Source organism: Stenotrophomonas sp. YJH_SMC_54 (assembly GCF_059368435.1).
In genome coordinates this window covers 86,130-104,811 of sequence record NZ_JCAFRS010000005.1, presented here as the reverse complement: position 1 = coordinate 104,811, position 18,682 = coordinate 86,130, and the positions used below count along the sequence as shown (strand labels likewise).

Annotated in this window: 19 protein-coding genes; 8 read left to right on the top strand and 11 right to left on the bottom strand. The window is 65.4% G+C overall.

Going from position 1 to position 18,682, the window contains the following annotated elements; translation table 11 throughout:
- Positions 1–99 precede the first annotated feature (99 nt).
- The 3 genes from AC5P5S_RS07610 to AC5P5S_RS07600 form a co-directional block, all read right to left on the bottom strand.
- Complete coding sequence (locus AC5P5S_RS07610) at positions 100–735, bottom strand: glutathione S-transferase family protein (protein ID WP_012480793.1); 636 nt, start codon at positions 733–735, stop codon at positions 100–102.
- 58 nt (positions 736–793) lie between these two features.
- On the bottom strand, positions 794–1,132 hold the full coding sequence (locus AC5P5S_RS07605; protein WP_495276299.1) for a hypothetical protein: 339 nt from the start codon (positions 1,130–1,132) through the stop codon (positions 794–796).
- Between the two features lie 127 nt (positions 1,133–1,259).
- Entirely contained in the window at positions 1,260–2,777 is a 1,518-nt protein-coding gene (locus tag AC5P5S_RS07600; RefSeq protein ID WP_005410296.1) for a fumarate hydratase, read from the bottom strand.
- Between the two features lie 146 nt (positions 2,778–2,923).
- Here AC5P5S_RS07600 and AC5P5S_RS07595 point away from each other — a divergent pair, with 146 nt between their 5' ends.
- From AC5P5S_RS07595 to AC5P5S_RS07575, 5 genes are all read left to right on the top strand, one after another.
- Positions 2,924–3,808 carry an RNA polymerase sigma-70 factor gene (locus AC5P5S_RS07595; RefSeq protein ID WP_062607411.1) on the top strand — a complete coding sequence of 295 codons (885 nt, stop codon included), beginning with the start codon at positions 2,924–2,926 and terminating at the stop codon, positions 3,806–3,808.
- Positions 3,809–3,865: 57 nt separating this feature from the next.
- Positions 3,866–4,330 (top strand): hypothetical protein, encoded by a 465-nt coding sequence (locus AC5P5S_RS07590; RefSeq protein WP_140416103.1) that lies wholly within the window; start codon positions 3,866–3,868, stop codon positions 4,328–4,330.
- A gap of 176 nt (positions 4,331–4,506) precedes the next feature.
- Entirely contained in the window at positions 4,507–4,959 is a 453-nt protein-coding gene (locus tag AC5P5S_RS07585; protein ID WP_005410298.1) for a carboxymuconolactone decarboxylase family protein, read from the top strand.
- A gap of 188 nt (positions 4,960–5,147) precedes the next feature.
- A complete protein-coding gene (locus AC5P5S_RS07580) occupies positions 5,148–7,019 on the top strand; it encodes an ABC transporter ATP-binding protein (RefSeq protein WP_062607413.1) in 1,872 nt (623 codons plus the stop codon).
- A gap of 80 nt (positions 7,020–7,099) precedes the next feature.
- Complete coding sequence (locus AC5P5S_RS07575; protein WP_005410300.1) at positions 7,100–7,879, top strand: ferredoxin--NADP reductase; 780 nt, start codon at positions 7,100–7,102, stop codon at positions 7,877–7,879.
- Between the two features lie 76 nt (positions 7,880–7,955).
- Here AC5P5S_RS07575 and AC5P5S_RS07570 read toward each other — a convergent pair whose 3' ends face one another.
- On the bottom strand, positions 7,956–8,435 hold the full coding sequence (locus AC5P5S_RS07570) for a glutathione peroxidase (protein WP_005413962.1): 480 nt from the start codon (positions 8,433–8,435) through the stop codon (positions 7,956–7,958).
- 130 nt (positions 8,436–8,565) lie between these two features.
- On the opposite strand from AC5P5S_RS07570, the gene AC5P5S_RS07565 reads away from it, so the two are divergent.
- Positions 8,566–10,734 carry a M3 family metallopeptidase gene (locus AC5P5S_RS07565; RefSeq protein ID WP_005410302.1) on the top strand — a complete coding sequence of 723 codons (2,169 nt, stop codon included), beginning with the start codon at positions 8,566–8,568 and terminating at the stop codon, positions 10,732–10,734.
- 202 nt (positions 10,735–10,936) lie between these two features.
- Here AC5P5S_RS07565 and AC5P5S_RS07560 read toward each other — a convergent pair whose 3' ends face one another.
- The 4 genes from AC5P5S_RS07560 to AC5P5S_RS07545 form a co-directional block, all read right to left on the bottom strand.
- Positions 10,937–11,698, bottom strand: a complete 762-nt coding sequence (locus AC5P5S_RS07560; protein WP_012480798.1) for a hypothetical protein — start codon at positions 11,696–11,698, stop codon at positions 10,937–10,939.
- 142 nt (positions 11,699–11,840) lie between these two features.
- A complete protein-coding gene (gene cfa / locus AC5P5S_RS07555) occupies positions 11,841–12,956 on the bottom strand; it encodes a cyclopropane fatty acyl phospholipid synthase (RefSeq protein WP_012480799.1) in 1,116 nt (371 codons plus the stop codon).
- A gap of 19 nt (positions 12,957–12,975) precedes the next feature.
- The gene (locus tag AC5P5S_RS07550; protein WP_005410304.1) at positions 12,976–13,857 is read right to left on the bottom strand and encodes a DUF3298 and DUF4163 domain-containing protein; all 882 of its coding nucleotides are present in this window, start codon (positions 13,855–13,857) and stop codon (positions 12,976–12,978) included.
- Positions 13,858–13,894: 37 nt separating this feature from the next.
- Positions 13,895–14,197 (bottom strand): GNAT family N-acetyltransferase, encoded by a 303-nt coding sequence (locus tag AC5P5S_RS07545; RefSeq protein WP_005410305.1) that lies wholly within the window; start codon positions 14,195–14,197, stop codon positions 13,895–13,897.
- 209 nt (positions 14,198–14,406) lie between these two features.
- On the opposite strand from AC5P5S_RS07545, the gene AC5P5S_RS07540 reads away from it, so the two are divergent.
- On the top strand, positions 14,407–14,568 hold the full coding sequence (locus AC5P5S_RS07540; RefSeq protein ID WP_005413966.1) for a hypothetical protein: 162 nt from the start codon (positions 14,407–14,409) through the stop codon (positions 14,566–14,568).
- A 55-nt stretch (positions 14,569–14,623) separates the two neighbouring features.
- On the opposite strand, the gene AC5P5S_RS07535 is transcribed toward AC5P5S_RS07540, so the two are convergent.
- Both AC5P5S_RS07535 and AC5P5S_RS07530 read right to left on the bottom strand, forming a co-directional pair.
- Complete coding sequence (locus tag AC5P5S_RS07535; RefSeq protein WP_062607415.1) at positions 14,624–15,250, bottom strand: rhomboid family intramembrane serine protease; 627 nt, start codon at positions 15,248–15,250, stop codon at positions 14,624–14,626.
- A gap of 7 nt (positions 15,251–15,257) precedes the next feature.
- Entirely contained in the window at positions 15,258–16,823 is a 1,566-nt protein-coding gene (locus AC5P5S_RS07530; RefSeq protein ID WP_062607417.1) for a POT-type proton-dependent oligopeptide transporter, read from the bottom strand.
- A gap of 162 nt (positions 16,824–16,985) precedes the next feature.
- Between AC5P5S_RS07530 and AC5P5S_RS07525 the strand changes: the two genes are divergently transcribed.
- Complete coding sequence (locus AC5P5S_RS07525; protein WP_062607419.1) at positions 16,986–17,840, top strand: endonuclease/exonuclease/phosphatase family protein; 855 nt, start codon at positions 16,986–16,988, stop codon at positions 17,838–17,840.
- 118 nt (positions 17,841–17,958) lie between these two features.
- On the opposite strand, the gene AC5P5S_RS07520 is transcribed toward AC5P5S_RS07525, so the two are convergent.
- On the bottom strand, positions 17,959–18,570 hold the full coding sequence (locus AC5P5S_RS07520) for a superoxide dismutase (RefSeq protein ID WP_005410310.1): 612 nt from the start codon (positions 18,568–18,570) through the stop codon (positions 17,959–17,961).
- Positions 18,571–18,682: the final 112 nt, after the last annotated feature.

Genomic DNA, 18,682 nt, shown 5'->3' with positions numbered 1-18,682 from the left:
TGCATCCGCGGAAAAGCCCGCACTGCGTGCGATAGTCGACTGACAGTCGACTCTACCCCAGCGCCCTCTTCTACCCGGATGCCCTCCCCCCCGGCTGGCTTACAGCCAGTCGGTGATGCCTTCGCGGCGGTACACCTCGGCGAACGCCGGGCGCGCCTTCATCGACGTGGCGTGCGCCTTCAGTACCGGCCAGGTGTCGGTGGGCCTGGGCATGTTGCGCGACCAGCGCATCAGCATCACCAGCATGTAGTCGACCACGCAGGGCGTGGCGCCCAGCAGGTAGGGGCCATGTGCATGCAGGTGCGCGGCCACATGCTGCCAGGCCGCTTCCAGGCGCTGCCGTGCCATGCCGCGGCTGGCCTCGATATTCGCCTCGCCCGCCATTTCGTGTGGATAGAACCAGGCTCGATAGGCCGGCTGCAGCGTATTGGCACACCAGAACATCCAGCGGTAGGCATCGGCGCGCTGCGGCGTGCCCAGCGCGGGCAGCAGGTTGGCGTCCGGATGGCGATCAGCCAGGTACAACGCAATGGCCGCCGCTTCGGTCAGTACCAGGCCATCGATCAGCAGTGTCGGCACCACACCGGCCGGATTCAGCGCCAGGTACTGCGCCGACTTGTGCTCGCGCGCGTCGAAATCCAGCAGCACCAGTTCATGCTCGATGCCCAGCTCGATCAGCAGCCAGTGCACCACCAGCGCGGCGGTACTGGTCGAACCATACAGCGTGGTGCTCATGCAGAAGATCCTGTACAGGTGGATCAGCCGATTATGCGCCCGCGCGCACGATCGTTGCTCAGCCGCAGCTGCTCATGCAGGAATCCCGGCGTTCGCCACAGGACATCATCGGCGCGCGCATCGTACAGTCATGCGTCTTCAGTTCGCAGGCATGGCGCAGGTCCGGGTTGTCCACGTCCTTGCAGCGCTTGTCCGGCGCCGGCACCAGCCGCTGCTCGCAATTGCTCTGGCGGCTGCCGAGAGAGTCATTCTGCGCCATGCAGCTGCGATAGCCGGCCTGGCACTGCACGCGGCACTGCGCCGATGCAGGGAAATCCGCGCCTTCGTACGACGCTGGGGTGTTGCAGCCGGCCAGCGCCAGCAGCATGCCTACCACGATGAATCGATGCAGGGCCATGGACACGTCCTGTGCGAGGGTGTGCCGACCGTAGCAGAGCAAGGGCTACAGGCGCGTTAATCCCCCCCCCCGGATACAACAACGGCGCCACACGGGCGCCGTTGTCTGGACCGAAGCGTGCGGGGAGTTACTCCACCACCACCGGAATCTTGCCGATGCGGGCCTGCCATTCGCGCGGGCCGGTCTTGTGCACCGATTCACCGGTGGAGTCGACTGCCACGGTCACCGGCATGTCCTGCACGGTGAACTCGTAGATCGCCTCCATGCCCAGGTCAGCGAAACCAACCACCTTGGCGGCCTTGATCGCCTTGGACACCAGGTAGGCCGAGCCACCGACGGCCATCAGGTAGGCCGACTTGTGCTTCTTGATCGCCTCGATCGCGGCCGGGCCGCGCTCGGCCTTGCCGACCATGCCCAGCAGGCCGGTCTGTGCCAGCACCTGCTCGGTGAACTTGTCCATGCGGGTGGCGGTGGTCGGGCCGGCCGGGCCCACCACTTCGTCGCGCACCGGATCGACCGGGCCGACGTAGTAGATGAAGCGGCCCTTCAGATCGACCGGCAGTTGCTCGCCCTTGTTGAGCATGTCGACCATGCGCTTGTGCGCGGCATCGCGGCCGGTCAGCAACTTGCCGTTGAGCAGCAGGGTCTGGCCCGGCTTCCAGCTGGCCACGTCTTCCGGCGTGATCGTGTCCAGGTCCACGCGGGTGCCCTTGGACGCGTCGTAGGTCAGCTTCGGCCAGTCTTCCAGCGACGGCGGGTCCAGCATCACCGGGCCGCTGCCATCGAGGGTGAAGTGCGCATGGCGGGTGGCCGCGCAGTTCGGGATCATCGCCACCGGCAGGTTGGCCGCGTGGGTCGGGTAGTCGTTGATCTTGATGTCGAGCACGGTGGTCAGGCCACCCAGGCCCTGCGCACCGATGCCCAGCGCGTTGACCTTCTCGTACAGCTCCAGGCGCAGCTCTTCGATGCGGTTGGACGCACCACGGGCCTGCAGCTCGGTGATGTCGATCGGCTCCATCAGCGCTTCCTTGGCCAGCAGCATCGCCTTCTCGGCGGTGCCACCGATGCCGATGCCGAGCATGCCCGGCGGGCACCAGCCGGCGCCCATGGTCGGCACGGTCTTCAGCACCCAGTCGACGATCGAGTCGGACGGGTTGAGCATGGCGAACTTGGTCTTCGCTTCCGAACCACCGCCCTTGGCGGCGACGATCACGTCGACCTTGTTGCCCGGCACCACCTTGACGTTGACCACGCCCGGGGTGTTGTCCTTGGTGTTGATGCGCTTGCCGGCCGGATCAGCCAGCACCGAAGCGCGCAGCTTGTTGTCCGGGTGCATGTAGGCACGGCGCACGCCTTCATTGGCCATGTCTTCCACGCCCATGGTGGCGTCGTCCCAGCGCACGTCCATGCCGATTTCCAGGAACACGGTGACGATGCCGGTGTCCTGGCAGATCGGACGGTGGCCTTCGGCGCACATCCGCGAATTGATCAGGATCTGGGCCATCGCTTCCTTCGCGGCCGGCGACTCCTCGCGCTCGTAAGCGGCGGCGAGGTTCTTGATGTAGTCGACCGGGTGGTAGTACGAGATGTACTGCAGCGCGTCGGCGATGGACTGGATGAGGTCTTCCTGCTTGATCGATGTCACGTCTTGCTCGCTTGCTCGAGGCTGGCGGGGGTAATCCGCCCATTTTACCCCCTCCCCCGGCCCCGGGGTGGTAGTGCCGGCCGCTGGCCGGCAAGATTCCCCCGACGCTCTGTCACGCCACGCGCCACTGCGGCGTCCTTGCCCACATGAACGCCGAAACCGCTTTCCAGACCCACCGCCCGCGCCTGATGGCCCTGGCCTACCGCCTGCTTGGCAGCCGCGCCGACGCCGAAGACGTGGTCCAGGATGCCTGGCTGCGCTGGTCCGGCGCCGACCCGGCGGCCGTCCGCGACCCCGAAGCCTGGCTGGTCACCACCACCACCCGGCTCGGCCTGGACCGGCTGCGCGCGGCCAAGCGCGAGCGCGTGCACTACGTCGGCCCATGGCTGGCCGAGCCGCTGGCGGTCACCCTGGAGCCCGACCCGGCGCCCGGCCCGGCCCAGCTGCATGCCCTGGCCGACGACGTTTCGGTCGCCTTCCTGACCCTGCTTGAACAGCTCGGCCCCGAGGAACGCGCCGCTTTCCTGCTGAAGGAGGCCTTCGACCACGACTACCGCGAGATCGCCGAGCTGATCGGCCACAGCGAGGCCAACTGCCGGCAGCTGGTGCACCGTGCCCGGCAGCGCCTGCAGGCCGGACGGCCGCGCTTCAACGCCGATGCCAGCCAGCACCGGCAGCTGCTGGCGCGCTTCATGGATGCCTCGCAGCGCGGCGACAGCGAGGCGATCCAGGCCCTGTTGCACGCCAACGCGTTGCTGGTGTCCGACGGCGGCGGTGTGGTCACCGCAGCGGTGCGCCCGCTGCTGGGCGCCGAGCGCATCGGTCGCCTGTTCTGGGCGATTGCCCGCCGCGGCGCGGTGCATCCGGCCCAGCTGGGTTACGTCAACGGCGAGCCGGCGATCCTGCGCTTTGTCGGTGATCGCTTGCACTCGGTCACCACCATCGAGGTGGTCGATGGCCGCATCGCCAACGTGTACAGCGTGTTGAATCCGGAAAAGTTGCCGACTATTCAAGGCGCACTCTCCGATTAGACATACGGACTTGGGCTTGGGCAATCTGTCAGCGCAATGGATAGGAAATTGACGGCAATGAATCCCAAGAAGCCAAGAAAGAGGATCAAAGTGAACGTCGGCGATGTATTTGCCGTACCGCTCAATGAAGTCGAGCTCGTTTTTGGCTATTTGCGCACTTACCAAGATCCGGACGTAGCGATCCTTCCATTCATTTCAAAGGGCAGAATGCTCCGTGACTGCGAACTTCCCACGTTGAAGAGCTTCATGGATGTACTGACTATTCGCACCGGAATTGAAAGAGGTGATTGGCCCAGAATCGCCTCTTTTCCTTTTCCGAACGAAGAATCAACTTGGGCACCACCAAGAAGGCAACTATCAACGATCCGTCCGGATGTCAGGCTCGTGGTAGTCAAGGGCAACTTTGTTCCTGCTGAAAAATATGGCGAATGGGACACTCTACCCGTGCTCATCAAAGCCGATACTGACCAATTGAAAGCGTTGATTCTCACGTCAGCAGCCGAGTTCCAGATTCTCACTTGAGCGGGATGCACCACGGCTCGATGACACTACAGCAGTCTTTGAGGAGGTCGGCACGCGCATCTGGAGTCGCACTTGGCCCGTCGGCATTTCGCTTTTGACCATTCGATGTCACGAACAGGGACGGCACGGCGTCCTTGTAATGAAAGGCGGCCATCGTGGCCGCCGTGGAGCCCCCGATGTCCAATCACACTTCTCCCCGCGTCCCCTACACCCGCCTGGCCGCCGAGGCCTTCAAGGGCCTGCTGGCCACCAGCCAGGCGGTGCATGACAGCTCGATCGATCCGACCCTGATGGAACTGGTGTTCCTGCGCGTGTCACAGCTCAACGGCTGCGGCTACTGCATGGACATGCACGGCACTGTGCTGCGCAAGGGCGGCATCGAGCCGCGCAAGCTGGACACGCTGCCGGCATGGCACGAGAGCCGCTTCTTCGACGAACGCGAGCGCGCGGCGCTGGGCTGGGCTGAGGCACTGACCCGGCTGACCGACGGCGCGCCGTCGCAGGCGGCGTTCGATGCATTGGCGCCGCACTTCGATGAGAAGGGCATCAGTGACCTGAGCATGGGCATCGCGGTGATCAATGCCTGGAACCGCCTCGGTGCGGGCCTGCTGCCGCCGCTGCCGGCCTGACCCACCCCGCCTTCGACAGTTCACTGGAGCTGCTGGTAGGTGTCGACCTTGGTCGACACGGTGGATCCACGCCATGCGTCGATTCAGGAGGGCCGGATCCCTTTGCCGCGCAAAGGGATCTGACCCCGGTGCCGGCCACACGCCTGCACTGACCCCCTCTGCACGTATCAGGCGCGCACAATACGCGCATGCCTGCTACCCCCACCGCTGGCGCTGACGCCGCGAAGAAACCCAGCCTGCGCCAGCGCTTCAGGGCGATGCGCAACCTGCCGCCGTTCCTGCGCATGGTCTGGAAGACCAGTCCCGCGCTCACCCTGGCCAGCCTGGGGCTGCGCCTGATCCGCGCGCTGCTGCCGGTGGCGATGCTGTACGTCGGCAAGCTGATCATCGACAGCGCCCTGCACCTGAGCCAGCACGACGCGGGCTTCCCGCCGCTGGGCGAAGCGCTGTCCAGCGGCGTGCTGAATCCGCTGCTGGGCCTGCTGGCGCTGGAATTCGGCCTGGCCATCGCCTCGGACCTGCTCGGCCGGCTGGTCAGCTACGCCGATGCCCTGCTCTCCGAGCTGTTCGCCAACGTCACCAGCATCCGGCTGATGGAACACGCGGCGACGCTGGATCTGGAGGACTTCGAGGACCCGGACCTGCAGGACAAGCTGGACCGTGCGCGGCGCCAGACCATGGGCCGGATGAACCTGATGAGCCAGCTGTTCGGCCAGGTCCAGGACGCGATCACCGTAGCCAGCCTCGCCGTCGGCCTGCTGGTCTACGCGCCGTGGCTGATCCTGCTGCTGGCGCTGGCACTGGTGCCGGCCTTCATCGGTGAATCGCACTTCAACGCGGCCGGCTACAGCCTCAACTTCCAGTGGACGCCCGAGCGCCGCCAGCTCGACTACCTGCGCCAGCTCGGTGCCAGCGTGGAAACGGCCAAGGAAGTGAAGATCTACAACCTGCACCGCTTCCTGGTGGAACGCTACCGGCGGCTGTCGGTGGCGCTGTTCCAGGCCAACCGTGCACTGGCCCGGCGCCGCGCGTTCTGGGGCACGCTGCTGGCTGCGCTGGGCACGCTGGGGTATTACACCGCCTACGCCTACATTGCCTGGCGCACGGTGCGCGGCGACTTTTCGATCGGCGACCTGACCTTCCTTGCCGGCAGCTTCCTGCGTCTGCGCCAGCTGCTGGAAGGCCTGCTGATCGGCTTCTCGCAGGTGGCCAGCCAGGCGCTGTACCTGGACGACCTGTTCTCGTTCTTCCAGATCGAGCCGGAAATCCACTCGCGCGAAGGTGCGGTGCGCGTGCCGCAGCCGATCCAGCAGGGTTTCGTGTTCGAGAACGTCGGTTTCCGCTATCCCGATGCCGAACAGTGGGCGGTGCGCCACCTCGATTTCCAGCTGCAGGCCGGCGAAGTGCTGGCCCTGGTCGGCGAGAACGGCGCGGGCAAGACCACGCTGGTGAAACTGCTGGCACGGCTGTACGAGCCGGACGAAGGCCGCATCCTGCTCGACGGCCGCGACCTGCGCGACTACGACCTGGACGACCTGCGCGCCAACCTCGGGGTGATCTTCCAGGACTTCGTGCGCTACAACCTCAGCGCCGGCGAGAACATCGGCGTCGGCCAGGTCGAGGCGATGGACGACCAGGCACGCATCGCCGATGCCGCGCGGCGAGGCATGGCCGAGGAAGTGATCGACGACCTGCCCGGCGGCTACGACCAGCTGATCGGGCGCCGCTTCAAGCAGGGCGTGGACCTGTCCGGTGGCCAGTGGCAGAAGATCGCCATTGCCCGCGCGTGGATGCGCAATGCGCAGGTGATGATCCTGGATGAGCCAACGGCAGCGCTGGACGCGCGCAGTGAGTTCGAAGTGTTCCAGCGGTTCAGGGAGCTGGCGGATAATCGTACGGCAGTGCTGATTTCCCACCGTTTCTCTTCGGTACGCATGGCCGATCGCATCCTGGTGCTGGCCGATGGCCGCATCGAGGCCAGCGGCACCCATGAGCAGCTGATGGCCCAGGGAGGACGGTACGCCGAGCTGTTCGAGCTGCAGGCGGCGGGTTACCGCTGAGAACGCCTCTCGTTCCGCCCAATGAGAACCCATCTCATTTGAGATAGAATCAACCCCGACGACTTTCGATAGATACGCCCATGTCCTCCGCTTTCGGCGCCGAAACGGTGCTTGAGGTCCGTCACTGGACCGATGCCTACTTCAGTTTCACCACTACCCGCGACAGCGGCTTCCGCTTCGAGAACGGCCAGTTCGTGATGATCGGCCTGGAAACCGAGGCACGGCCGCTGCTGCGCGCCTATTCCATCGCCAGCGCCAACTGGGAAGAGCACCTGGAGTTCTTCAGCATCAAGGTGCAGGACGGCCCGCTGACCTCGCGCCTGCAGCACATCAAGCCGGGCGACAAGGTGCTGGTCGGCAAGAAGCCCACCGGCACCCTGCTGATCAGCGACCTGCACCCGGGCAGGAACCTGTACCTGCTGGGCACGGGCACCGGCATGGCGCCGTGGCTGTCGGTCATCAAGGACCCGGAGACCTACGAGCGCTTCGAGAAGGTGATCCTCTGCCACGGCGTGCGCTACGAGAAGGATCTGGCCTACCGCGATTACTTCGAGAAGGAACTGCGTGAGCACGAGTTCCTGGGCGAGATGATCGGCGACAAGCTGCTGTACTACCCGGCCGTCACCCGCGAGCCGTTCGCCAACCAGGGCCGCCTGACCCAGCTGATGGAAAGCGGCCAGATGCAGCGCACCCTCGGCCTGCCGGAGCTGAGCCCGGAAAACGACCGCGCGATGATCTGCGGCAGCCCGCAGATGCTGGCTGATCTGCGCAGCGTGCTCGATGCCCGCGGCTTCCAGGTCTCGCCGCGCATCGGCCAGCCGGGTCACTACGTGTTCGAGCGCGCGTTCGTCGAGAAATGATCTGCAACGGCAGCCGGCCGCCGGCCGGCTCTCCGTGCGCTCCGGGATTGCCGGCCAGCGGCCGGCACTCCCCCCTTCACAGCAGCGCTTCGATCGCGCTGCGCAGCTGTTCCGGCCTGGTGGTTGGCGCAAAGCGCGCAGCCACCCGCCCTTGGCGATCGACCAGGAACTTGCTGAAATTCCACTTGATGCGGGCGCTACCCAGCAGGCCGCGCTTCTCGCGTGACAGCCATGCCCACAACGGATCAGCCCCCTCGCCGTTGACCTCGATCTTCTCCGAAAGCGGGAAGCTGACCGGATAATCCAGCGAACAGAACTGGCGGATCTGCGCGGCGTCCCCCGGCTCCTGCGCGCCGAACTGGTTGCATGGGAAGCCGATCACCACCAGGCCACGCTCGCGATACTCCTGCCACAGCTGTTCCAGCCCGGTGTACTGCGGGGTGAAGCCACAGCGGCTGGCGACATTGACCAGCAACAGCGGGTGACCCCGGTACCCGGCGAGGGCCTGTGGCTGGCCGTCGAGGTCGCGGAAGCTGAAATCGTAGGCAGTGGTCATGGCGGTGAACCGTGGGCGGTGAATGCATGGTACCCGCGCCCGGCCGCGGCAACATGCCTTTTGACACAAGTGCGGGCGCCGCCGGCCGGGTTACCCTCGGGCCCTTGTTTGCCTTACCGGAGTTCCTGCCTTGACCACCCGCCTTGCCCTTGCCGTGGCCATGTCCCTCGGCCTTGCCCTGCCCGCCTTCTCGGCCGGCGCCGCCACCCCGGCCGCCAGCAGCACCGCCCAGCAGGCCAATCCGTTCTTCGCCGAAAGCCCGCTGCCGCTGCACTTCCCGCAGTTCGACAAGATCAAGGACAGCGACTTCGCCCCGGCCTTCGACGCCGGCATGGCGCAGCAGCTGAAGGAAGTGGAGGCCATCGCCAACAACAAGGCCAAGCCGACCTTCGACAACACCATCATCGCCCTGGAAAAGAGCGGTGACATCCTCGACCGCGCGACCACCGTGTTCTTCAGCCTGGTCGGTGCCGACACCAACGACACCCGCAAGAAGCTGCAGGCCGACTACTCGGCGAAGTTCGCCGCGCACAGCGATGCGATCGCGCTGAACGGCAAGCTGTTCGCCCGCATCCAGGCGCTGTACGACACCCGCAGCCAGCTGGGCCTGGACGCCGAAGGCGTGCGCCTGGTCGAGAAGTACTACGACAACTACGTGCGCGCAGGCGCCAAGCTGTCCGACGCCGACAAGGCCAAGCTGAAGGAGATGAACGCCGAGCTGGCCAACCTGGGTACCAAGTTCAGCCAGAACGTGCAGTCGGAGGTGAACGCTTCGGCGATCACCGTCGACGACGTCAAGCAACTGGACGGCCTGTCCAAGGAGCAGATCGCCGCCGCCGCCGAAGCCGCCAAGGCCCGCGGCCAGGACGGCAAGTACGTGATCACCCTGCTCAACACCACCGGCCAGCCGCCGCTGACCAACCTGGCCAACCGCGCCCTGCGCCAGAAGATCTACGAAGCATCGGTGAGCCGCGGCAGCCGCGGCGGTGAGTTCGACAACACCGCGCTGGTCTCGCGCATCATGCAGCTGCGCGCCGACAAGGCCAAGCTGATGGGCTTCCCGAACTTCGCCGCCTACAACCTGACCAACCAGACCGCCAAGACCCCCGAAGCGGTCAACGCGATGCTGGGCAAGCTGGCCCCGGCCGCGGTGGCCAACGCCAAGCGTGAAGCCGCCGACCTGCAGGCGATGATCGACCAGGAACAGAAGGCCGCTGGCAAGCCGACGTTCAAGCTGGAACCGTGGGACTGGGCCTTCTACAGCGAGAAGGTGCGCCAGGCCAAGTACAACTTCGACGAGTCGCAGCTGAAGCCGTACTTCGAAATGAAGAACGTGCTGGAGAACGGCGTGTTCTACGCCGCGGGCCAGGAATTCGGCCTGACCTTCAAGCAGCGCACCGACCTGCCGGTCTACCACGATGACGTCACCGTCTACGACGTGTTCGACGCCGACGGCAGCCAGCTGGCGATCTTCATCTTCGACCCGTATGCACGCGCCTCCAAGCGCGGTGGCGCGTGGATGAACTCCTACGTCTCGCAGTCCAAGCTGACCGGCTTCAAGCCGGTGGTCGCCAATCACCTGAACATTCCGAAGCCGCCGGCCGGCCAGCCGACCCTGCTGACCTGGGACGAGGTGAACACCACGTTCCACGAGTTCGGCCACGCCCTGCACGGCATGTTCTCCAACGTGAAGTACCCGTACTTCTCGGGCACCTCGGTGCCGCGTGACTTCGTCGAGTTCCCCTCGCAGGTCAACGAGATGTGGGCCGACAACCCGGTCATCCTGAAGAACTACGCCAAGCACTACCAGAATGGTTCGGCGATGCCGCAGGCACTGCTGGACAAGGTGCTGGCGGCAGCCAAGTTCAACCAGGGCTTCGCTACCACCGAGTACCTGGGTGCGGCCATGCTGGACCAGCGCTGGCACCAGATCGGCGCCGACCAGGTGCCGGCCGCCAAGGACGTGATGGCCTTCGAGCGCGCCGCGCTGGAGAAGGACGGCATCTACTACGCGCCGGTGCCGCCGCGCTACAAGACCCCGTACTTCAGCCACATCATGGGCGGCTATTCGGCCGGTTACTACGCCTACATCTGGTCGGAAGTGCTCGACGCCAACACCCAGAAGTGGTTCAAGGACAACGGCGGCCTGAGCCGCAAGAACGGCGACCACTTCCGCGCCACCCTGCTGTCCAAGGGCGGCAGCGTCGACGCGATGCAGCTGTTCCGCGATTTCGCCGGCCACGAGCCGCAGATCGAACCGCTGCTGGAAAAGCGTGGCCTGACCGGCGCCGGCAACTGATCGCCCGCGCAGTAGCCTGAAACGAAAAACCGCCCGGGAAACCGGGCGGTTTTTTTGTTGGGACATCCACGCATGGCGTGGATCTACTGGTGGGTGCCGACCGTTGGTCGGCACGATCCATTCGCGCCACGAACCCCGGCATCATCGATCCACACATGACGCACTCCAGTAGATCCGCGCCATGCGTGGATGCGCTTCCAGATCAGCGCCGAAACAGTCGCTCCCACCACCGTCGTTTCGGCGCACCGGGCGCGGCAGCGGCAGTCGATGCGATATCCGGGTGCGCTGCCACGAACTCCGCCAGCTGGGCCGCCGCGGCTTCCGCATAAAGGATCGCGCCATCCGGCGCGCAGTTCAGCAGATTGCTCAAGCTGGTCGATGCATTGAGATCCATCGGGTTCGGCTCGACCACCTCGCTGGCCTCCAGCAATCCGCATCCGCTGGCGATCGCTTCATCGACAACACGCCAGAAAACGACCAGGCGTCCATCGGAGAACAGCTCCTCCAGGCGCGCAGCAAGTGCGCTGTCCACTGCATAATCAGCGCGTAATTGCTTCAGCCGGGCATGCGTGATGAACACGCCACCACCATAGTTTTCACGTAGATGGTTGCCGGCGGCAGCATCCGCCCACTGCAACGGCACCAGTTGCCGCCAGTCCGCGAAATACCGGGCGACCACCGGATCGTCGATGAAAAACGAAAGGGCGCTCCCGCGGAGATAGTGATACCGCCGAAGGTGGCCGGCCACGATCGCCAGGTACAAAGCGTGCCCCTTCTCGAAAGGCACGTCGGCGCTGATCGAGCGAGCCTCGTCGATGCGTTCCTGCAACTGCTCCATGTAGAACGGCTCGATCCGGAACCGCTGTTGCAGCGCCTCGACCAGCGTCACGTCCTCCAGAGCACGGAAATAGATGTCACGGATCTCCGAATCCGCGACTGGATGGTAGGTGATGTCCCAACCCATGCTGCAACGCCTTCAGGAATGCGGTAACCCCGCCGACCCAACAGCGTAGCGTCGACGACGCCCACGCGCGGAGCTGACCGTGCAACACACGGATTTGGCGTCAGTAAGTATCGCATCCGGCCTGATCTACCCCTGCGCACCCTCAGCGTGGCGCCACGTACCCACCCGGTACGCCTTCCGGCGACAGCACCAGCTGCCACAGCTGCGCGTGCCGGCAGCGGAAGGTGGCCATCGATCCGGCCAGGTAGAACCGCCACATGCGGCGGAAATGCTCGTCGTAGCGCGCGTCCAGCTGCGGCCACGCCGCTTCCACGTTGCGTCGCCAAGCCTGCAGGGTGAGGTCGTAGTCGGTGCCGAAGTTGTGCCAGTCCTCCAGCACGAAGCGCCCTTCGAACGCCTTGCTGATCTGCACCGCCGACGGCAGCATTGAATTGGGGAAGATGTAGCGCGCGATCCACGGATCGGTGCGATGCCGCGAGATGTTGGTGCCGATGGTGTGCAGCAGCAGCAACCCGCGCGAAGACAGGCAGCGCCTGGCCACCTCGAAGAAACTGGCGTAGTTCTTGTCGCCGACATGCTCGAACATGCCGATCGAGAAGATCGCATCGAACGGCTCATCCAGTTCGCGATAGTCCTGCAGGCGGATCTCGATCGGCAGGCCGGCGCACAGTTCGCGTGCGAACCCGGCCTGTTCCTGCGAAATGGTCACGCCGACGCCGGTGACGCCGTAGCGCTCTGCTGCGAACTTCAGGGCTTCACCCCAGCCACAGCCGATGTCCAGCACACGCTGCCCGGGGCGCAGCCCCAGCTTGCGGCAGACCAGGTCCAGCTTGGCCTCCTGCGCGGCATCGAGATCACCGGCATTGCGCCAGTAGCCGCAGCTGTACACCAGGCGTTGGCCGAGCATGGCCTGGTAGAGGTCGTTGCCAAGATCGTAGTGGCGGCGGCCCACTTCGTAGCTGCCCTGCCCGACCTGCAGGTTGAACAGGCGCGCCTTCAGCGCATCGGCCACTTCGCGCCAACCGTGCACCCGTTCATCCAGGTGTGCCTGCATCAGGTGGACGAGGAATTCATCGAGGACGTTGGCATCCCACCAACCGTCCATGTAGCTCTCGCCGAGGCCAAGCGAGCCGTGCGCCATGACCCGCGCGAAAAAGCGCGGGTCATGCACCTGGATGTCCTGTGGCTGGGTGCCGCCGATGCGGACCCCGGCTTCCTGCAGCAGGCCGGCGACCCGCTCCTGCAACCCTGTATCCACGCCACCTCCTCGACTGCGGTCAACCGCGTGCGAACAGCTCCACGTAGTCCTTGGCCACGTGCGGCAACAGCACCGCCGCCGGTACGTCGGCGGTCTGGGTGCCGTCCGAGTATGGACCCACCTGGTACGGCGGGAAAACAAAGCGCAGCGCGGTGATCTGCCCCTTGTCGTTGGTCAGCGGCTGGAACTGGCTGAAATTGTCGGCCTGGGGGCCGGTACCGTCGGCGATCATGCGCGATGCGTTACGCAGCGATTCCTGCAGCTGGGCCGGGTCCATGTCCTCGCCACTGAGGCGGGTGGCCACGCGTTCGCGCAGCTGGTCGGCGACGAAATCACTGATCGCCTTCCAGCCCTTGGCATCGGCCACCAGCTTGTCGGCACTGAGCATCTGCTGCTGCGCCGGCAGCCACACGAAACGCGCCACCAGCGGCTCGCCGTGGGCGCCACCGGTATAGCGGCTGCCATCGGCACTGACCACCACCAGCTGCGGCGTTTCCAGCAGCTTCTCGAAGCTCAGCGACAGTTCGTAGGGCATGGTCGGCTTGTCATTGCCGAGCCCGTCCAGTGCCTGCTGCAGGTCGCTGCGTGCGCTGGTTGCGTAGTTCTGCAGCGCGCGCGCCAGGCCCGGGTAGCGATCGATGCCGGCCGGGTAGCTGATGCCCACCACTTCGCGCTCGTTGTTCTCGATCACGTCGCGCAGGTCCAGCGGCGCTTCCGTGGCCGGCGTTTCACCTGCGGCAGTGGCCTCGGCGGCGGGGGCCGCGTCGGTCGCCGGTGCCGGCTCGCTTTCACGCTGGCAACCGGCCAGCAACAGCACGCCCACCACGCCGGCCAGCACGCTGCCGTGCAATGGCCGGTTGTTTCCAATCTTCATCGGGATCCCCTGTTCATGTTTGTACATCATCGCCTGCCATGGCTGAAGCGTGGCCCGCTGGCATTCAGCCAGCGAGCAGGTCGTGGTACTCCTCGTGCCGCTGCAGGAAGGCTTCGGCGTAGGAACATGCCGGCACCACCTTGTACTTCTGCTCGCGGGCAAAGCGCAGTGCCACGCGGGTCAGCTCACCTGCGATGCCACGGCCGGCAATCGGCTCTGGTACCTCGGTGTGGGTGATGACCATGCGCCTGCGTTTGATCTGGTAATCGAGCACCGCCAGCTGTCCGCGCACACGGGCGGTGAAGCGATGGTTGGCCAGGTCGTGTTCGACCTCGTAGGCCAGACCGGGGGGCGTGACCGAAGCCATGGAACTGTCTCCTGCGGCGACTGCGTGGATGGTGCGCAGCCGGGCGCCATGATCGCGTGAAGCCTGAACAGGGGCAAGTCCAATCCATTCACGTCAGTTTTCGACCCTCAAGCTGGAGCGAGGACGGCCGCTATCGCCTGTGGAGGGGTACGGCCATGCTGGCACGGCCCTTGCGACCGTTGATCATGCGCACCACCGCGGAGGCTCCGATGCACCCCAGCGATTCCCATTCCGACACCGACCGCGCCCTGCTGGAGGGCCTGCTGCAGCTGGCGGTGGAAGGGCAGACCGAAGATCAGGATTTCCAGCGCATCGGCGAAGAGGTATTCGCCCGCCTGCTGGACACCTACGGCCAGCAGACCCGCGCCTGACCAGGAGCGGGTCCCTGCCCCCGGGGGCGGATCCAGTGAATCCGACCCCAGCCCCTCAACCGCCGCCGAGGCGGAAGGTCGGGTTGGAAAGCTCGCGCAGGAAGTGGGTGAAGATGCTCGGCTGCATGGCCAGCATGAAGATCACACCGAACGCCGCGCCCGCCAGGTGGGCGCTGTGGTTGATGCGATCACCACCGCGCTTGTCCATCCAGATGCTGTAGCCCACGTAGAACGCGGCATAGACAATGGCCGGTGCCGGGATGAAGAACACCAGGATGATCGACCACGGCTTGATCAGGATGAAGGCGAACAACACCGCCGACACCGCTCCGGACGCGCCCAGGCTGAGGTAGTTCGGGTTCTTCTGGTTCTTCAGGTAGCTGGGCAGGATCGAGACCAGCAGCGCACCGATGTAGAACGCCGGGTAGGTCAGGTAGCTGCCGGTCAGCTGCACCATCACGCTCTCGATGAATCCCCCGAAGAAGAACAGGGTGATCATGTTGAAGATCAGGTGCGACCAGTCGGCGTGGATGAAGCCATAGGTCACCAGCCGGTCGTACTGGCGGTGACGGTCGATGGCCGGCGGCCACAGGATCAGGCGGTCGGCCAGCTTGCGGTTGCTGAACGCCATCCACGACAGGAGGGCGGTGATGGCGATCAACAGCAGATTGACGGGGGTCATGTCAGGCTCAGGCGCTACGGTAGTTGTCGACCATACGATAGCGTTTCGCGTACCAACCGAAGGCCAACGCCGCGACGAAGGCGAAACCGGCGAAGAAGAACATCAGGAATGCCGCCTCGCTCAGGCCCGTACTGGCGATCTTGTGGGTCACCGCATCGTTGCGCACAGCAGCGTTGGACAGCAGCACCCACAGGTTGCCGATGGTGGTGGTCAGGTTCCAGAAGCTCATCACCACGCCCTTCATCGCCTGCGGCGCCTGGCTGTAGGCGAACTCCAGGCCGGTGGCCGAGACCAGCACCTCACCGAAGGTCAGCAGCGCATACGGCAGCATCTGCCAGAAGATCGACATGGCATTGCCACCGTCCATCACCACCTGGATGCCGCCGACCACGATCCAGGCCAGGCCGCTGAAGGCGATGCCGGCGGTCATGCGGCGCAGCGCGGTCGGCTCGAAGCCGAAGCGGCGCAGGGCCGGGTACAGCACCAGGTTGTTGAACGGAATCAGGATCATTACCAGCAGCGGGTTCAGCGCCTGCATCTGCGAGGCGGTGAACCAGCTCGGCATCTGCATCTGCTGGCCCTGCAGGACCCAGGTCGAGGCCTTCTGGTCGAACAGCGAGAAGAACGGCGTGGTCAGGGCGAAGATCACCAGCACGCGCAGCACCGAGCGCACGCCTTCGACCGCTTCGGCCGGATGCTGGCCACGGGCGCGGTCCAGCTGCAGCCAGGTGCCGCCACCGATACCCGCCAGGATCGCCACCAGCGCCAGGCACAGGCAGATCACGATGCCCAGCGAGCCCACCAGGCCGAACGACGCCACCGCCAGCACCAGGCCGAGCGTAGCGATCACCAGGCCTGGACGGCCCTGGCCGGCCACGCGTGCGGTCAGCGCGGTGCGCACCACGTTGGCGAACGAATGCGGATCCTTCGGCGGCAGCGGCACCAGCACGTAGCGCTTGCGGCCCAGCCAGAACACGAAGGTGGCCACGAACATCAGGATGCCCGGGATGCCGAACGCCCACTGCGGGCCCCAGTTCTTCAGCACCAGAGGGATCAGCAGCGAGGCGAACAGCGAGCCGAAGTTGATGATCCAGTAGAAGGCGTCGAAGACGATCTTGGCCAGGTGCTTGTTGCTCTGGTCGAACTGGTCACCCATGAACGAGGCCACCAGCGGCTTGATGCCACCGGCACCCAGGGCGATCAGGCCCAGGCCGAGGAAGAAGCCCTCGCGGCTGTTCTCGAACAGCGCCAGGCACAGATGGCCGGCGCAGTAGACCAGGCTGAACCAGAGGATGGTGTGGTATTTGCCGAAGAACCTGTCGGCCAGCCAGCCACCGAGCAGCGGGAAGAAATACACGCCGATCATGAAGCTGTGCATGATGTCCTTGGCTTCACCGGCACGGCCTTCCGCAGTGATTTCCTGCAGCAGCAGCGAGGTGATCAGGAACTGCACCAGGATGTTGCGCATCCCGTAGAAGCTGAACCGTTCGCAGGCCTCATTGCCGATGATGTACGGGATCTGGCGCGGCATCTTTCCTTGGCCGGCGATGGGGGCGACTGCGTCGTGGCTCATCCTGTAGGGCATTCCTGCAAAGCGAAAGGCGCAAGGTTACCGGAACCGGGGCTTGCGAAGCACGCTGCAGGGCTGCATGACAACGGTGGCAAACCATGGCAGGCAACACCGGCCCTGCCGGAAGTCACGGCACCTGCACGATGAAAGCGTAAACTTATCGTTATGCGCTCCCTCACCCACGCCCGCCGCCTGCTCAGCTGCCTTGCGCTGGTGCTGGCGTTGCAGGCGCAGGCTCAGGCGCGGCCACAGGCGCCGGCCGCTGCCGCCCCGGACGCCGAGCCACGCCAGCTGACGGTGGCGGCGCTGGAACTGCCCAGCCGCGACGACGCGCAATGGAAGCTGCGCCGCGAGCAGGTCGCGCAGCTGCTCACCGAACTGCAGCCGGACGTGATCTCGGTGCAGCAGGTGCTGCAGCAGCAGGGCCGCAACCCGGCCTGCTGGCTGGCCAGCCGGCTGCGCTACAGCTGCGACTTCGTCACCGCCGACCCGCCCAGCCAGTCGCTGCGGCATGGCAACGCGATGCTGACCCGGTTGCCGGTCAGCGAAGACGGGGTCACCCTGCTGCATCCCCCGGGCACGTTCAGCGCGGCCGGCATGATGCGCCTGAAGCTGGGCCAGGCGCTGGTGAACATCTACGTGGCGCGGTTGCGCCCGGACCCGGACGAGGCCACTGCCCGCCAGCACCAGACCAGCGACCTGATGACCTGGATCGGCGCCACCGCCGAGGGCATGCCCAGCCTGATCGCCGGTGATTTCTCGGCAACCACCGTCGAGCTCGTGCGCAGTACCCCGGGGTTCCAGCCGGCCCGGCGCAATCCGGGCGGCCGCCCCGAGCCGCCGGCGGCCAGCGGCGGTGGCGCCAGTGGTCATGGCCTGGACGTGCTGTTCCAGGTCAAGCACTTCGGCGGCATCCGCCAGCAGCCGATCCTGCTGCCGGCCGACGGTGACCTGCCGGGCCTGCGTCTGGGCGTAATGGCCACCCTGCGCCTGCAGGGCGATACGGCCACGGCCGAATAGGTAGTGCCGGCCGCTGGCCGGCATTCCAGGGCTGCCGGCCAGCGGCCGGCACTACCAATGCGGAAAACAAAAAGGCCGGGGTCTCCCCCGGCCTCTTCATTTCATCCAGCGACGCAGATCAGGCAATCGCTTCCTGGTAACGGCGCTCGACTTCGTTCCAGTCGATGACGTTGAAGAACGCGCCGATGTACTCCGGGCGGCGGTTCTGGTACTTCAGGTAGTACGCGTGTTCCCACACGTCCAGGCCGAGGATGGGGGTGTTGCCTTCCATCAGCGGGCTGTCCTGGTTGCCGGTGCTCTCGACCACCACCTTCTTGTCCGGAGTCACGCTCAGCCAGGCCCAGCCGCTGCCGAAACGGGTCAGCGCTGCCTTGGTGAAGGCGTCCTTGAACTTGTCGAAGCCGCCCAGGTCCTTGTCGATGGCCTTGGCCACGTCGCCCACCGGGTTACCGCCCGCGTTCGGTGCCATCACGGTCCAGAACAGCGAGTGGTTGGCATGGCCGCCACCGTTGTTGCGCACCGGACCCTGCAGGTTCTCCGGCAGCGACTTGAGCTTCTTCACCAGTTCTTCGACCGGCAGGTCAGCGTACTCGGTGCCTTCCAGCGCCGCGTTGACGTTGTTGATGTAGGTCTGGTGATGCTTGGTGTGATGGATTTCCATCGTCGCCGCATCGATATGCGGTTCCAGCGCGTCGTAGGCGTAGGACAGCTTGGGCAGGGTATAGGCCATGATGCATCTCCTGATTGCGAGGGCACCCGACGGTGTCGGGCGTTGCGCGGTGAATGATGGGGACAGACCGCCAGATTACCAAGGGGGATGTAAAGGAAATTGCGTCCTGCCG

Coding starts and splice junctions, on each gene's coding strand:
- AC5P5S_RS07610 (WP_012480793.1), bottom strand. CDS start 735: ATGAGCACCACGCTGTATGGTTCGACCAGTACCGCCGCGCTGGTGGTG.
- AC5P5S_RS07605 (WP_495276299.1), bottom strand. CDS start 1,132: ATGGCCCTGCATCGATTCATCGTGGTAGGCATGCTGCTGGCGCTGGCC.
- AC5P5S_RS07595 (WP_062607411.1), top strand. CDS start 2,924: ATGAACGCCGAAACCGCTTTCCAGACCCACCGCCCGCGCCTGATGGCC.
- AC5P5S_RS07590 (WP_140416103.1), top strand. CDS start 3,866: ATGAATCCCAAGAAGCCAAGAAAGAGGATCAAAGTGAACGTCGGCGAT.
- AC5P5S_RS07585 (WP_005410298.1), top strand. CDS start 4,507: ATGTCCAATCACACTTCTCCCCGCGTCCCCTACACCCGCCTGGCCGCC.
- AC5P5S_RS07580 (WP_062607413.1), top strand. CDS start 5,148: ATGCCTGCTACCCCCACCGCTGGCGCTGACGCCGCGAAGAAACCCAGC.
- AC5P5S_RS07575 (WP_005410300.1), top strand. CDS start 7,100: ATGTCCTCCGCTTTCGGCGCCGAAACGGTGCTTGAGGTCCGTCACTGG.
- AC5P5S_RS07570 (WP_005413962.1), bottom strand. CDS start 8,435: ATGACCACTGCCTACGATTTCAGCTTCCGCGACCTCGACGGCCAGCCA.
- AC5P5S_RS07560 (WP_012480798.1), bottom strand. CDS start 11,698: ATGGGTTGGGACATCACCTACCATCCAGTCGCGGATTCGGAGATCCGT.
- AC5P5S_RS07550 (WP_005410304.1), bottom strand. CDS start 13,857: ATGTACAAACATGAACAGGGGATCCCGATGAAGATTGGAAACAACCGG.
- AC5P5S_RS07545 (WP_005410305.1), bottom strand. CDS start 14,197: ATGGCTTCGGTCACGCCCCCCGGTCTGGCCTACGAGGTCGAACACGAC.
- AC5P5S_RS07540 (WP_005413966.1), top strand. CDS start 14,407: ATGCACCCCAGCGATTCCCATTCCGACACCGACCGCGCCCTGCTGGAG.
- AC5P5S_RS07535 (WP_062607415.1), bottom strand. CDS start 15,250: ATGACCCCCGTCAATCTGCTGTTGATCGCCATCACCGCCCTCCTGTCG.
- AC5P5S_RS07530 (WP_062607417.1), bottom strand. CDS start 16,823: ATGAGCCACGACGCAGTCGCCCCCATCGCCGGCCAAGGAAAGATGCCG.
- AC5P5S_RS07525 (WP_062607419.1), top strand. CDS start 16,986: ATGCGCTCCCTCACCCACGCCCGCCGCCTGCTCAGCTGCCTTGCGCTG.
- AC5P5S_RS07520 (WP_005410310.1), bottom strand. CDS start 18,570: ATGGCCTATACCCTGCCCAAGCTGTCCTACGCCTACGACGCGCTGGAA.